We start from the raw sequence: 15,238 nt of genomic DNA, 5'->3' as shown, positions 1-15,238 counted from the left end.
CTCCGGTTACAGCAGGTAGGAAAGGCCGACGGTCAGCGCGAAAGCGACCAGCGAAATCAACGTCTCAAGCACCGTCCAGGTCTTGAACGTCTGCGCGACCGTCATGTTGAAGTATTCCTTGATCAACCAGAAGCCGCCGTCGTTGACGTGGGAAAAGATAACCGAGCCCGCGCCGGTCGCCAGCACTAAAAGCTCAGGATGTGGATAACCCAGACCGATGGCCACCGGTGCGACAACGCCTGATGCGGTGGTCATCGCCACGGTGGCCGAGCCAGTGGCAACGCGCATCAGCGCAGCGAACAACCAGCCCATGATCAGCGGCGACAGGTGGAATTCGTGAGCGAGGCCGACGATCTGATCGGTAACGCCGGCATCCACCAGAATTCGGTTCGGCCACCGGTGCGACAACGCCTGATGCGGTGGTCATCGCCACGGTGGCCGAGCCAGTGGCAACGCGCATCAGCGCAGCGAACAACCAGCCCATGATCAGCGGCGACAGGTGGAATTCGTGAGCGAGGCCGACGATCTGATCGGTAACGCCGGCATCCACCAGAATTCGGTTCAAGCCGCCACCAGCGCCGACCAGCAAGGTGATGCTGGCAGTGGGCGCGAGGCATTCGTTGGTGAACTTGAGGATCGATTCGCGGTTGAAACCCTGAGCAATGCCCAGCGTCCAGAAGCTCAGCAAAGTCGCCAGCAACAACGCGATCACCGAATTGCCGATGAAAAGCAGGAACTGGTTGAAAGCGCTGCCGGGAGTGGAAATCAGGTTAGCCCAGCCGCCGATCAACATCAGCACCACCGGCAGCAGAATGGTCGCCATGGTAATGCCGAAACCCGGCAGTTTGTCGCGCGGTTCGCGGTCGAGAAATTGCTTTTCCAGCGGGTTGTCCGCCGGCAATTGAATGCGCGGCACGATGAATTTCGCGTACAGCGGCCCGGCGATGATTGCGGTCGGAATGCCGATGGCGATCGCGTACAGCAAGGTCTGCCCGACCGAGGCCTGATAGGCCTGCACCGCGAGCATCGCCGCCGGGTGCGGCGGCACCAGCGCATGCACCACCGAGAGGCCGGCCACCATCGGCAGCCCGACCATCAGAATCGACACGCCGACGCGGCGCGCCACGGTGAAAGCGATTGGCACCAGCAAGACGAAACCGACTTCGAAGAACAGCGGCAAGCCGACCAGAAACGCGATGCAGACCATCGCCCAATGCGCGTTCTTCTCGCCGAATTTCTCGATCAGCGTGCGCGCCATCTGCTCGGCGCCGCCAGACTCGGCCATCATCTTGCCAAGCATCGTGCCCAACGCCACCACCAGCGCAATATGCCCCAGCGTCTTACCGACGCCCGCCTCATACGCACCGACCACCGCCGACGGCGGCATCCCGGCCACCAGCGCCAGGCCCAGGGAAATCAGGGTGATGACAATGAACGGATTGAGCCGGTAACGGGCGATCAACACGATCAGCGCAATGATGGCGACGGCGGCATAGACCAGCAGCCAATAGCCGAAGGAAGGCGTCATGCGGTACTCCTCGAAAGGGTCACGTTCGAATGGGTTGTGAAACTCATAAATCATTTCGAGATCGAGATTTCAAACCGCATGAAAATAATTTTCGTGGAGAGATAAGGTGTGTCGCTAATGGATATGCCAAGTCGCGTTTTATGAAAATCACCCCCATCCATTTTCGCCATCGAAATTTCTTATAAACATTCGCGCCGACGATTGCAGCGCACGTTCGGTAACAAACAACTAGCTGAAGTCGAATAAAACGTCCTGAATACCGAGCCAGAACAATCCTTTCAGAACTTTTCCTACAAACCACTTAGTTCAAGTTTTTTCTTCTTACCCTCAGCAGAGAATATTCCTACACCTAAAATTCTTTGGACTAAGTTATGTTCGCCGCCACGACAACTCACAGCACTAACCGGCGAATAGATCATGAGTACAAGAGAACCAGACATACTCAAAAAGACTTGCGAAACGGCAGACACTTGGACTTTGGCTTATGCCAGCAGTCCTGCCCGGCAAATGACGCGGGAACAAATGGAGCGCCAACTGCACAAAGCTGACAAGACAGACGAGACAGATAAAACACGAAACAAGCGCGACCTGACAAAAATCGAGGCAACTTATAACAATCTGTTCAAAGAAAACTGGGGGGAGTTCTGCGCTCATGACGATATCGCTTCGATCGATTCTCCAGTTGCTTATCTGCGCGCGTTGTACTTGTTTGCCAAGCAATTCGACGCGAAAGCTAAACCCGGGCGAAAAATAACAGACCTTCGTCCGGATATCGCCGAGCAAAAGATAGATGCCAGCACTGTTTTTGAATCACTCTCGACATTGAAACTCGTCAATAATGTACTGGACCAAAAAATAACAAACGATGCAAAAAACATCAGCCGCAAGCAAGCATTGGAGATAATGTCGAAAAAGACTAAGCCCCTTTATTTCCCCTACCATCACGCTCACCAGCAATGTGTGGTAGCGCTCGCCGCGAAGAATCTGGGACTGGGCATTCTGGATTACAAATTGCGGTTTGAATGGCCACATTGCCATGTTGCGGATTCCGAAAACCTGAAGACAAAAGAGCTTTGCAAAGCCCAGCTAAAGATGTCGAATCTGAGCAACAGGCAAATCGAAGTCCTCACCGTCAAGCTCGCAGAATATATCGACCGGTCAGATATCCCGACAGGCACAGCAAACACTGTAGTCAACAAATCCGAAATAAACGACGGGCGTTACCCGCTGGACCTGTTCGCTTCTCAGACCCATTGCTCACCATCGGAAATCAAGCAGCTCCTGGACCTTCAAGTTAGCAAATCATACCCGTCACAAAATTCACATCCTGTCGTGGAAGATATAAAGGGTAGCGAACTGAAAAACATTTGTCTGGCATACGAAAATGACAATGCACACCTGTTTACCGCCCTCGACCGCCTCCAACGAATAATACGCTTGCATCGATGGAGCAAAATCTCGCTGGGGGATCTCGACACATTGGTCTGCAACGCAATTTCCAGCGATGGCAGTGATGGCAGTGATGAATTCATCAGTACGTCCACATTGCGCGCCTTGGGTGTTTATCAATATTTCAAACTACATTACGGGATTGAGGCAGAGGAATTCGCCGCGTTGCTGTATCGGTTACCTACCCACTCGGTCGACGGCCGCACGCCGTTGTCTGATCGTGTTTTGCGTCGCAATTCCCTGACGGCCAATTTGTTCCAACAAGAGGGGGGAGAGATTGAAGCAACTATCGCCTCTCTTGCCGAAGGAATGGATCTCGGGATTTCGTACCATTCGCTCAAGCAGATGGCGCAACTAAGCAAAACATATTCGAAAAACCTGCGTCAAAACTTGCAGACCGCTTCATCGCTTTATCGCCAGGCGCGCATCGCAAAGCTGTTTGGTTTGTCCCCGCTCGAATGCGTCGAGTTGGTCAATGTATTGGGAGGCGAAGCCTTCAAGGAATTGCTGGTATCCGGAAAATTAGGCAATGACAAACCGGACATTCTCCATTTGCTGATGGCACTGGACGGAGTAATGGCATGGTTGCGATCCGCCGGCCTGACTGCCGCGCAACTGTTACGCATGCTCGGGCAGCGCGTTCCTTTTGCGCGTGAAACGCTGCCCACGCATATCGCTGCGATAAGAGCCATGCGCGATGCCAGCGCTGAAGAACCACAAAGGCTTGCCGTGCAGCAAATGCTGCAAGACGTCGCCGGGCTTTCGGCGCAATACATTCCCTGCGTCATGAAAATGGTCAACACCAGTGAACAGGCGCTATGTACGCAAATCAGAGCCGGGGGAATCCTGCTGCTGAAACAATCACTGGCCGCCGCTGAAATCTGCCAGACATTAAACCTGAGCAGCGACGTATTGCTAAAGCTGTTGAATACGCCCCAGCTGCTGAAATCAGGCTGGAACAACGTATTTGCACTGGAAGACTTCTATTGCCTTGAACGCTTTGCCAATTACAGCCGAGGCAACGCGAGAGCAGGCGGAGATCTTCTAGGTTACTTAGACATCGCCTCCACCGATGAAAAAAACAAAGCCAATGAAGCGCTGAAAGACTTTCTTGATATCAAGTATTCGTTGAGCAGCCTAACCCAGCCTTTATCCCGGGAGCGTGTTGAAAACATGCAGCAACTGGATTGGGTCACGCGTCACCTTGAAGTCTGCAAAAGCGCTGGGCTTGCATTGGAAAGCCTGCATGAAACGTTGGCTTTGGATAACGAAAGCTCAATGGACGAATGGAGCACCGTCGCAGCCAAACTTCTCCACGCCGCAAATGTTTAAGGAACTGAACATGAACACCCTGAATATGGAAAAGCAGTTGGAGGAAGGCCTGCGCGATGCTCAGGTAGCCTATTACCTTCATCTGAAAGACGGACCAACGAAAAACACTTCTGCTGAAACGCTTTACGATAACTTCCTGTTGGACCCATTCGTCAGTCACGATGTCTCGACGACGCCGGTAAGCTTCGCGATATCCAGTCTTCAACACTACATCGAACTGATCATGACTCGTCATTCCTCTGATCATTCGCCGACCGAGGAGCAGCGTTCCTCGTGGCACAATATTTTGAGCCACTATTCCACTTGGGCAGCCCACCAGCAACTGATGTATTTCCCGTCGCTCTATCTCGACCCTGCATTGCGGATCGATAAAAGCGAAAATTTCTGCCAATTGGAAAACGACTTGACGCAGGGTCGGCTCGACGCTGCGACCGCGCATAAAGCGATACTGGGTTACCTCACGCGCTTTGAGGAAGTGGCGAACCTGAAAATCCTCAATGGTTATATTGATGGCGATGACGTCACTAACGGTGTTTGTTATCTGCTGGCCAAATCACGCACAGCTGATCGCTACTATTGGCGCTCGCTCGATATGTCGCAGCGACCTGAGAAGCTGATCGGCGAAGGGAAGAAAAAGCGCCAGCGTCCTGAACCTCAGGCCTGGAGCCAATGGAAAAAAGCCGATGTACCGATTTCACAGAACGCCATCGAACATACCATTCGGCCCGTCTGGTTCAACAATCGGTTATTCATATTCTGGGCAGAAAGTTACCGTCAGCACCCCGGCCAGCTTGCAGATCAAAGTGCAACGGGCAAGAGCAACCCGCAGCTGAAACTCAATTATGCATGGCGCAAAATCGACGGGAACTGGAGCCTGCCGGCAACCTGCCTCGAACGTTTTTTTGAGAGCATCTGGAACGCCCTAACACCAGAGCGATTCAATCAATACGTCGAAATCTACGCTTATGAGCTGAACGATAAGATCGCCATAGGAATTGCGTTGGGTGCGGAAAGCCTGACTGGCGATATCGATAAGAATTTTTCGGTTTCGATAACCGCTGGAACTACCGCAGAAAATGATGCAAAGGAGAACGGTGCAAAGGAGGATTATGTAAAGAAGCAATTGAAGCTTACGATCGACTTCCTTTCACTCCGAGAAGTCTTGATGGCGAAAAACCACAAGATCACTGACTGGAAGATTGCCACTAAAGAGTCGTCGCAGACTTTGCAGTACAAGCCCGACGACAGCAAAACGTCTCCAGACGCTGATGACCAGATCAGCCTCAATACCGGTTTCGCCTCCGAGATGATCCGGCGCGCGGAGAACAGTCTGGACGAACTGTTCAACCTCGACTCACCGAAATCCGAGTTTTCCGCGCCGAGCTCATCCCCCACGCAGGCGCTGGATTTTCATGGCGCTTACGGCCAGTACTTCACAGAACTGTTTTTATACGTGCCATGGGTGGTCGCGACCCGATTGAATACCGAGCACCGTTACGAAGAGGCGATGACCTGGGTCAATTATCTCTTCGACCCTTGGGGGCAGGACAAGGCTAGCCAGCCACAGCACTGGAAGTCAGAACCCCTGAGTCCTGTCGAAGAGCCCTCCTATGCGCAGAACAATCCGTATGACCCGCATCAGATCGCGCTCAGCCATCGCGTGCATTTTCGCAAGGCCGTGTTTTTTCTTTATGTCGACATACTGCTCAATCGCGCTGACGAGGCTTATCGCCGCCTGACAACCGAGAGCCTTGACCAGGCGAAGTCACTCTATCTGCAAGCGCAACATCTGCTCGGTGCTCGGCCAGTGATCAACCGGCGTAACGCCCTCTGGCAGAGCATCACACTGGGCGAACTGGTAACCGATCAGCCTGAACAGGATCTTGGCGTGAACGACAAGATCTCGCCGAAACCCAGATTGCATATTCCCTTCCACCCGCAATTGCTCAAGCGCTGGGATCAGGTGGAAAGTCGCCTGTACAACTTGAGGCATGGTCTGGACATCGCCGGTAAACGCAAACTCGTTCGCGTGTACGAATCGCCTCAAGAGCCGCGCGCGCTGTTGCAGGCCGGCAACGTCGGTGGCGAGAGCGGTACGCGATCGTCTTTTGCCTCGACGCAGATCCCGCATTATCGCTTCAGTGTGATGCATGGGCAGGCGCTGAGCGCCGTTGATAGCCTGATCCAGTTCGGCATTACGCTGCTGTCGCTGATAGAGCGTCAGGAACAATCGCAACTCCAGGAGGTGCAGCAGCAGCAAGCCTGGGCACTGGCGTCGCTGTCGGTTGACTTGCAGACGCAGGCATTGCGCGCCGAGCAGCAGAATCACAAAGCGCTGCTGGTGGGCAAAACAATCGTGCAGCAGCGGTTTGAACATTTTGAAAGCTTGCTCAAACAGGACCTCAGTGTCGAGGAGGCCAGCGCCAGTCAGTTGTACTTGCGCAGCGGTGTAGCCGAACAGCTGGCGTTAGCCTCCCAGGTCGGTGCCGGCGCGTTGATGCTGGCGCCAAACACCTTCGGCCTCGCCAATGGCGGCATGCGCTGGGAAGGCGCGCTGCATGCCTTGACCGCACTCGCCCAAGGCGGAGCGGCCGCTGACCGAACCGCAGCCAGCCATCTGGATCGTACGGCGCAGTTCAGTAGACGACGTGAGGAATGGACGCTTGCGCGCGACCAGGCCGCACTGGAGTTGACCCAGATTGCCTCCCAGTTGACATCGATGGAAGAACAACAGAAAGCCGCAGAGTTATTGATTCGCCAGGCCCAGACAACATTGTCCCAAGCCAGGAGCAACCACGAGTTCCTCAGCAGGCGCTTCACCCAGGCGCAGTTGTATCAGTGGCTTGGTACGCAGCTTGCTCCTCTTTACAGCCAGGCCTACGACATGACACTGGCGCTGTGCCAGGACGCGCAGGCCGCGTGGCAATACGAGATTGCAGATTTCAACACAACGTTCCTGCCGCAAGGCACCTGGCAAAACAATCAGCGTGGGCTTGGAGCCGGAGAGCACCTGAAGCTGGCTTTGATGAAAATGCAGGCTGAATACTTGCGGCGCAATCACCGGGAACTGGAGATTCGCAAAACCGTGTCGTTGCATCAGCTCAAAACCGGGAAAAAAGAAGACTGGAACAGCGTCCTGAATACTTTCAAATCCACGGGCAAGTGCGATTTCGAACTCACAAAAGAGCTGTTCGAACAGGATTACAGGAATCACTATCTGCGCCGGATCAAAACCATCAGCGTTTCCTTCCCGGCAGTTCTCGCTCCGTACGAGAACGTCCGGGCGACCCTGATGCAACTCTCCAGCGAAGTCCAACTGACCTCAGCAACAGACTCCATCCTGAGAAACCAACGGGTCAACGAAATCATTGCGCTGTCGACCGGTGTTGACGATAACGGCCTGTTCACTCTCAATTTCAACGATGAGCGCTACCTGCCCTTCGAATTCACTGGCGCCATTTCCAGTTGGCGGCTGTGCCTGTCCGATAAGGATGGGCAAACGACTTTCATCGACTCGCTGACTGACGTGCTCATACACATCAACTACACGGCCAGGTCGGCAGGAGGCCAGCAGTGAGCCGCCCGGAGCCCTTGTCCATCAATATTCCCGCGTTGCCCAAGGGCGGTGGCGCCATTCAAAGCGTGGGTAAAGGCTGGGGGCCTGTCGGACCGACCGGCGCTTCCAGTTTCCTGCTGGGGTTGCCGATTTCGACGGGGCGCGGGTTTGACCCGTCCCTGACCCTGGGCTACTCGAGTTCGGCAGGCAACGGTGTGTTCGGCATCGGTTGGAGCCTGCCGACACCGGCGGTGACGCGCGTGACCGCCAAAGGCGTGCCGACCTACACCAGCAAGGACGAAATCGCCGGCCCCGACGGCGTCGAGTGGTATCCGGCAGAATCGAGCAAACAAGATCGGTACAACGACCTCGATCTAAAAAAAAGCTATGCGGTTACGCGCTATCTGGCTCGCGTGGAAAGCGCTTTCGACCGGATTGAACATTGGTCTGCCGACGATGACCGCGCCGGCTTCTGGCTGGTTCATGGTGCCGACGGAACCCTTCACCTGTTCGGCCGTCAGGCCATCGCACGACGGGCCGACCCTGCGGATCCACTGCGTGTCGGTGAATGGCTGTTGCAGGAAAGCGTCAACGCTTCAGGCGAGCACATTTTCTATGACTATCAGACCGACATTGAAGATGGAAAAACAACGGCACAGCGTTATCTGAGCCGTGTCTGCTATGGCAACGAGAAATCCCAGCAACACCTGTATCTGTGGCGTCCCAAGCGTCTGGAGGCCGTGCGCTGGCATTTTGAACTGATACTGGACTACGGAGGACGCCATACCGGGTATTCGCAAAAACCCGATTATGCCTCTGGCAATGCGGTCAATCGCGACGATCACGTTCTTGATTACGCGTACGGCTTTGAGTTGCGCACGAAGCGCTTGTGCCGGCAGATTCTGATGTTTCATTGGTTCCCCAACGAACTGGGTGAGGATCCGCAGTTGGTCCGGCGCTTGCTGCTCGACTACCGGCAGACCGAGGCGGGTTACCATTTGCTCTCGGCAGCTCATCAGCAGGCATTCGCTGACGGGCCGGCGCCCGAAAGTCATCCGCCTGTGGAGTTCACTTACAGCGAATTTGCACTGCGACCATCGCCCTCTGCCTGGGAGCCTTTCAGCCAGATGCCCAAAGTGGCCAGCCACCAGATGGAGTGGGTCGATCTGTATGGCGAAGGCCTGCCAGGGTTGCTCTACCAGCAGCATGATCATTGGCGCTACCGTGAGCCGCTGCGCGGCAAACCGAATAGCGAACAAGTCGTTTACGGCGAAGGGCAGCTTCTGCCCGCCATGCCTGTGTTGAACGGAACATCCCGGCAATCGCTGTCCGACCTGACCGGTGACGGACGCCTGGACTGGGTCATTGCGCAACCGGCCATGAGCGGTTTTTTCTCCATGGCGCCGAATCGCTCGTGGACCGGTTTCAGCGCTTTCGATTCGTTTCCTCTGGACTTCTTCAACGACAAGGCACATCAAGCCGATCTGATGGGCGCAGGCTTGGCCGATCTGGCAGTGATCGGGCCACGCAGCATCCGGCTGTACGCCAACCAGCGCAGTGACGGGTTCGGCGCTGCCCATGAAGTCGCCCGCTCCGCTGACGAAGATAACCTTCCGGTTTTCAGCCATTCGAAGCAGGAGCTGGTCGCGTTCAGCGATTTGCTTGGCAGCGGCCAGCAGCATCTGGTACGCATCCGTCACAATGAAATCAAAGTGTGGCCAAACCTGGGCCGCGGACGTTTTGGCAAGGGTCGGGTTTTGCGTTGGCCGGGGCGTGCGCGGGAATCCTTCGACGCCTCGCGCATCCGTCTTGCGGATCTGGACGGTTCGGGCGCGGCAGATCTGATTTACCTGACAGCCGAACACGCGCTGATCTTCAGCAATCGCGCCGGCCACGGCTTCGATTCAGCAGTGACACTGGCCTGGCCCGAGAATTGGCGCTTCGATGATCTGTGCCGTGTCGATCTGGTGGACACCCGTGGTCTGGGCTGCTCCAGCCTGGTGATCCATGCGCCTGGCCATTCTCCACATCACTGGCGCTATGACTTCGTCCAGCACAAGCCCTACCTTCTGACCACTTCGAACAACAACATGGGACAGTCCACGAGCATCGCTTACCGCAGTTCCGCGCAGGAATGGCTGGACGAAAAAACCGAGCGCATGAAAGGGAACAAGGTCGACCTGACCTGCCACTTGCCCTTTGCCTTGCATCTGGTCAGGAGCCAGACGCAACGGGATGAAATCACTGAAAACCAGCTGACTCAACGTTTCAGCTACCGCCAGGGCTACTACGACAGCAAGGAGCGGCAACTGCGCGGATTCGGACTGCTGATCGAAAACAGCAGCGAAGCCTTGTCCAGCGCCGATCTCATGCCGCCAGGCAGGACCCGCCAATGGTTTCATACCGGCCAGCCAGGCGAGCCGTCGCGCCGCAGCTACGACGCGTCCGACAAAGACGCGCAGCGCTTGGGCAAAGTCTATGTGAGTCGGTATGAGGGAGAAGAAGAACTCGCCGTCGAAGCGAGCGATGAGGCTACCCGCCGGGCGATTGCCAGAGCCCTGTGCGGCCGCCTGCTGCGGCGCGAGGTCTTTGATCTCGGCGCCGGGTCGAAATCGCGCAAGCTGTTGCAGGTTGAAGAACACCGCTACCAAGTGCGCCTGCTGACCCCTCAAAAGGTTGCGCGAGACCACATCCGGGTACTGCCCCTGGAACTCGAATCGATCAGTTACAACTACGACGGCTTCGTTGCAGATCCGCAATGCGTGCACACGATCAATACCCGCCGGGACCGGTTCGGCGCCATAGAGCAGAGTTTCCAGATCCATTACGCCCGACGCCTGACCGCCAGTGACACCGCCCCCTTCGATCAAAGCCATGAATACCAATGGTGGAAAGATGCCCACGACCCGACGCAACAGCGCTTCTACATCAGTGAGAACCGTGCCCGATACATTCACCTCACCGACGCGCAGGGCTGGCGTCTCGGCCTGCCTTGGCGCCAGCGCAGCCAGGCATACGAAGCTGACAAGCCAACGGCGGTCGATGGGCTGAAGCCAAGCGACATCAGTTACGAAAAGTTCGAGAAATGGCTCATCGGCTCTGGCGTTGCGAAGAAAGGCGTGTTGACCGGGTTGTCGGTACAACGCTATCAAAACGCCCGGACCGGCGTTGTATTGCCCGACGGCGTGGCTGAATTTGCCGGCATTGGCGCCTACGTCGAAACAGCTGAGTTTGATCAATCTGCTCTGCGCGCTTTCGACACGCTGGCGCCCGATCTCCAGCCAGACGACGCATTGATGACACGTTTTGGCTATGAGCGCATGACCGACTGGCTCGCGCCCGCCGGGACGCAAGACAGGTTCTGGTCGGTCAGGAGCGGTTTCGTGAACGTAGCCTCGGGAAAAGGCTTCCATAAACCCCAGTCCCTGCAAGCCACCGCACTCCAGGGTCGGGTGACCGTAGAGCATGATGCGTATCAATGCTGTGTGCTTGCCATTCGTCAGGAGGATGGCTGCACCACCCGGGCCAGTTACGATTATCGAGTGATGGCGCCAACGCAGATCACCGACGCCAATGGCAATATCAATGAAGTGCTGGTGAACCCTTTCGGTCAGGTAATTGCCAGCAGTGTGCATGGAACCGAGCAGGGCCGACCGGTCGGATTCGCCAGTTTGAGCAGCTACCGACGACCGGACGCGCTCACACCGTCGAGCGCCATTGCCGATCCGCAGGGCGCACTGCAGCAAGCTGCAAGCATTGCCGCCAGCGATGTGTTCAGCTGGATGGGCCGCATCGACGAAAACGCACGGCGCGACAGTGAATGGTTCAAGCGCTGCGTAGCACAGGGACTACTGTTGCCCGACGGCCACATCTGCACACGCGCCCGCGAACTGACCACCAGTGGCGCTCGGCTCAACGGTGATGCGCGACAGCTTGCAGCACTGATTGCGCAGGCACATCGCGAGCCCGTGCACACCGCCATGTTGAGTGCGGACCGTTATCCCGGCGATCAGCAGCAGATCCGCATTTCCCTGACGTGCCTTGATGGCTTCGGCCGGGAGCTGCAAAGCAAACAGAAGGTCGATCCGGGAATGGCCTACTTCGTCGGCGACGACAACCGGCTCGTCCTCGAGAACGATGTCGCGCAGGAACGCGCCACAACCACACGCTGGTGCGTCACCGGCAGGCAGGAATACAACTGCAAGGGCCTGCCAATCCGCATCTATCGACCGTATTTCGCCGATCGGCACTGCTACGTCAACGATACGTCGATGCGCACACTGGACCATTACGACCTTCAGCATTACGACGCACTGGGCCGGCCGACCAAAACACTTCTGGCAAAGCAGGGCGCGATTTCATACCTGCGTCGCCGCCGTTATCACCCTTGGTATTCAGTCATGGAAGACGAGAACGACACCCTTGAGGAAGTGCTGCTCGCCGCCTCCAAAGGAGTGCAAGCATGAGCGCCCGCCTGCACAACAACACACCTGACGTCAGCGTCGTCGACAGCCGTGGGCTGATGGTGCGCCACGTCGCTTATTACCGCAGCAGTGAGTCGCAGGTACCCGCAACTCCCAGGGTCACGCGGCAAACCTACGACACTGCCGGGCGCCTGATCGAGCAATGGGATGCCAGACAAGACGCACGAAAACTGACGCCTAATCGCACAATGTCGTACTCGCTGACCGGCACGCCACTGGGCGTTGTCTGCGTCGATTCCGGATGGAGTCTTTCGCTGGCTCAGGCCACCGGCCAGGCTGGCAGGCGTTGGGATCAACACGGCCGCGTCTGGAACATGGAATATGATCGGCAGTTACGCCCTGTGAGGGTCGATGAACAATCGCCCGGTCAAGCCATGCGCGTTGCCGAACGCTTCACCTATGGTGACAGTTCTGCCGACTCCGCACAGCGCAATTGCTGCGGCCGGCTGGTGCGTCACGATGACAGTGCGGGCACGCTGTCGAGCAATGCCTACGCGCTGTGCGCAGAACCGTCCGACCAGACACGGCAACTGTTGATCGCTGCACAATTGCCCGATTGGCCAGACACCGTCGAACAACGTGACGCCCTGCTTGAGGACCGACGCCACACCACACGCTGGGAGTACGACAGCAGCGGTACCACGCTCAAACAGACCGATGCGAAAGGCCACAGCCAACGCTACAGCTTCAATGTCGCAGGGCAGCTCAAAACGCTGCATCTGAAAGTCGCCGACCAGCCCGTCGAACGCGTGATCATCAGCGACATCGAGTACAACGCGTTCGGGCAGATCCAGTCCCAACGGGCGGCAAACGGCGTGATCAATCGCGCGAAGTACGATATGGCCAGCGGTCGCCTCTGTGAGCTGAGTGCCTCGAAGGCTGGCCGGCTCCTGCAGGATTTGCAGTATGTCTTCGACGCAGTGGGCAACGTCTTGTCCATCACCGACAAGGCACAGCCCGCCAGCTTCGCGAACAATCAACAGGTACAGGCCGTCAGCCGCTTCACTTATGACAGCCTTTACCAATTGACCAGTGCCACCGGCCGCGAAGCACAGGCAGCAATCACCCAGCCGAAACTGGTGCCCGCAGCCAGCATGACCATCGGGGTCGGAGAGCTGTTCAACTACACCCAGCATTTTGCTTACGACACGGGCAGCAACCTGACGACGTTGCGCCATGTTCGCGATGGCAATCAATACACGAGAACCCTGAACATTGCCCAAGACAGCAATCGTCTTGTTGCCTGGAACCAGGGCGACCCGGCCACCGACACGGTCATGAACTCGGATGTCCATGGAAATCTGCTGACCTTGCAGCCCGGTCAGCCGCTGCAATGGAATGCCTTGGGCCAATTGGCTGGCGTGACACTGGTCAGCCGTGCCAACGGCGTCAATGACGAGGAACGCTACACCTACGACAGCAGCGGCCAGCGAGTGCGCAAATCCCGCACGTTTCACGGCGGAACGCTTACCCATCGCGATGAGGTGGTTTATCTGCCGGGACTGGAGTTGCGTTCACAGAACAAACAGCGCCTGGAAGTCATTACTCTGCAGGCTGGTCGTTGCAGCATCCGTTATCTGCACTGGACCGAGGGCAAGCCTGCAACCATGAGCCCGCGCCAGCAACTGCGCTATAGCCTGGACGAACCCTGTGGATCCTGCATGCTGGAGCTTGATGACGACGCAAATCTGATCAGCCAGGAAGCTTATTACCCTTTTGGGGGTACCGCCTGGAGCGCCGCGCGGTCAGTCATCGAGGCGCAATACACAACGGTGCGCCACTCGGGCAAGGAACGCGACAGCAGCGGTCTTTATTACTACGGACACCGCTACTACGCCCCTTGGTTGCAACGCTGGATCAGTGCGGACCCGGCCGGAACCGTCGACGGCTTGAACCTGTTTTGCATGGTGGGCAACAACCCGATCAGGTACAGCGATCACGGCGGCCTGCAGAAGTACGAATCGTTGAACCATCTGGACATTCCCGCCAGCGCGATCGAACGAGCCCCTCTCGCTCATTTGGTCGATCAACCGAACACTTCCTACGGCAGGTTCTCGGCAAAAACCCGGTGGTTGACCGGTACGCAAGCCGAAAATGCCCCGCCCGAGCCGAAGGCCAAGGCCAAATCCAGAAAAAAAGCGCATAAGCGATCCGAGTCCGACCCTGGCCCGCCCAGCGGAAAAAACCTGAAAAAATACATCGCACATGCCAGTTACGTCATGCGCGGCGCTTCTTCGGAAATGGCTACTTTTCATAATTTTCAAGGCAGCCCATCGGGAAACAATGTTTTTCCGGGCATTACCTCAATGCCGACAAAAATCCCCCAGAATCTGCAGATTCCAACGTTTGAAGGCGTTCGCAAGGATCCGCAATCGAGGAAAGACAATGACTTTCTGCCCACGGGTGATCTGGGTTCGTATTCGGTGACGGCGAGGAAACAGTTCAAGTCGGCCCTGCGTGAAGAGTACAAACGCAACGGGGTGATTCTGCATCCGGAAACAATGAAACTGATCATGAATCATGTTCGGGCACATCCCGAAATCCCGATCCGCGCAGGCGTTGCCGGCTTGCATGCTGACGTGCAGACCGTCAACGACATTGCCAATAAATTGCCTCTCAGGGACGGAAAGTTCGATTCGTCGGGCTTCAAACGAGCGCTGTCGGACAGCGTCGTTTTTGTCCAGAAACTGACTAACCCTGGACTCAATCAGGATTTCCCGGCTTGTGGCAACTGCACTGGCATCATCCCTGACATTGTCACTGTTGCCACCGGCATCCTGCCGTTAGGGCGCCACACCGGGACCTCTCGCCGAAGGCATATTTCCGGTTAATCGGAGAACGCCCTGTACCGGCTCAGACAATGGCGCAGGGCTTGGCAGCATCGGAAGA

5 protein-coding genes and 1 pseudogene are annotated in these 15,238 nt (G+C 56.5%); 4 read left to right on the top strand and 2 right to left on the bottom strand.

Features of this window, described 5'->3' with window-relative positions; translation table 11 throughout:
* Positions 1-6: 6 nt before the first annotated feature.
* Both PS14A_RS02860 and PS14A_RS02855 read right to left on the bottom strand, forming a co-directional pair.
* The gene (locus tag PS14A_RS02860; RefSeq protein ID WP_349251714.1) at positions 7-378 is read right to left on the bottom strand and encodes a hypothetical protein; all 372 of its coding nucleotides are present in this window, start codon (positions 376-378) and stop codon (positions 7-9) included.
* 13 nt (positions 379-391) lie between these two features.
* Positions 392-1,528: pseudogene (locus PS14A_RS02855) on the bottom strand (gluconate:H+ symporter); the annotation flags it as partial.
* Between the two features lie 417 nt (positions 1,529-1,945).
* Here PS14A_RS02855 and PS14A_RS02850 point away from each other — a divergent pair.
* The 4 genes from PS14A_RS02850 to PS14A_RS02835 are packed head-to-tail and all read left to right on the top strand — an operon-like array spanning position 1,946 to position 15,180.
* Entirely contained in the window at positions 1,946-4,309 is a 2,364-nt protein-coding gene (locus PS14A_RS02850) for a Tc toxin subunit A (RefSeq protein WP_212615262.1), read from the top strand.
* 10 nt (positions 4,310-4,319) lie between these two features.
* Positions 4,320-7,886, top strand: coding sequence for a neuraminidase-like domain-containing protein (locus tag PS14A_RS02845; RefSeq protein WP_212615261.1), 3,567 nt, complete (start codon positions 4,320-4,322; stop codon positions 7,884-7,886).
* Positions 7,883-12,331, top strand: a complete 4,449-nt coding sequence (locus tag PS14A_RS02840; protein WP_212615260.1) for a SpvB/TcaC N-terminal domain-containing protein — start codon at positions 7,883-7,885, stop codon at positions 12,329-12,331. Before PS14A_RS02845 ends, PS14A_RS02840 begins: the two co-directional genes overlap by 4 nt.
* On the top strand, positions 12,328-15,180 hold the full coding sequence (locus tag PS14A_RS02835; protein ID WP_212615259.1) for an RHS repeat-associated core domain-containing protein: 2,853 nt from the start codon (positions 12,328-12,330) through the stop codon (positions 15,178-15,180). Before PS14A_RS02840 ends, PS14A_RS02835 begins: the two co-directional genes overlap by 4 nt.
* The last annotated feature ends 58 nt before the right edge of the window (positions 15,181-15,238 follow it).

Source organism: Pseudomonas sp. 14A, from assembly GCF_018132745.1.
Taxonomy (GTDB): Bacteria; Pseudomonadota; Gammaproteobacteria; order Pseudomonadales; family Pseudomonadaceae; genus Aquipseudomonas; species Aquipseudomonas mercuritolerans.
The sequence above is the reverse complement of the archived record's forward strand: the minus strand, read 5'-3'. Positions and strand labels throughout refer to the sequence as shown.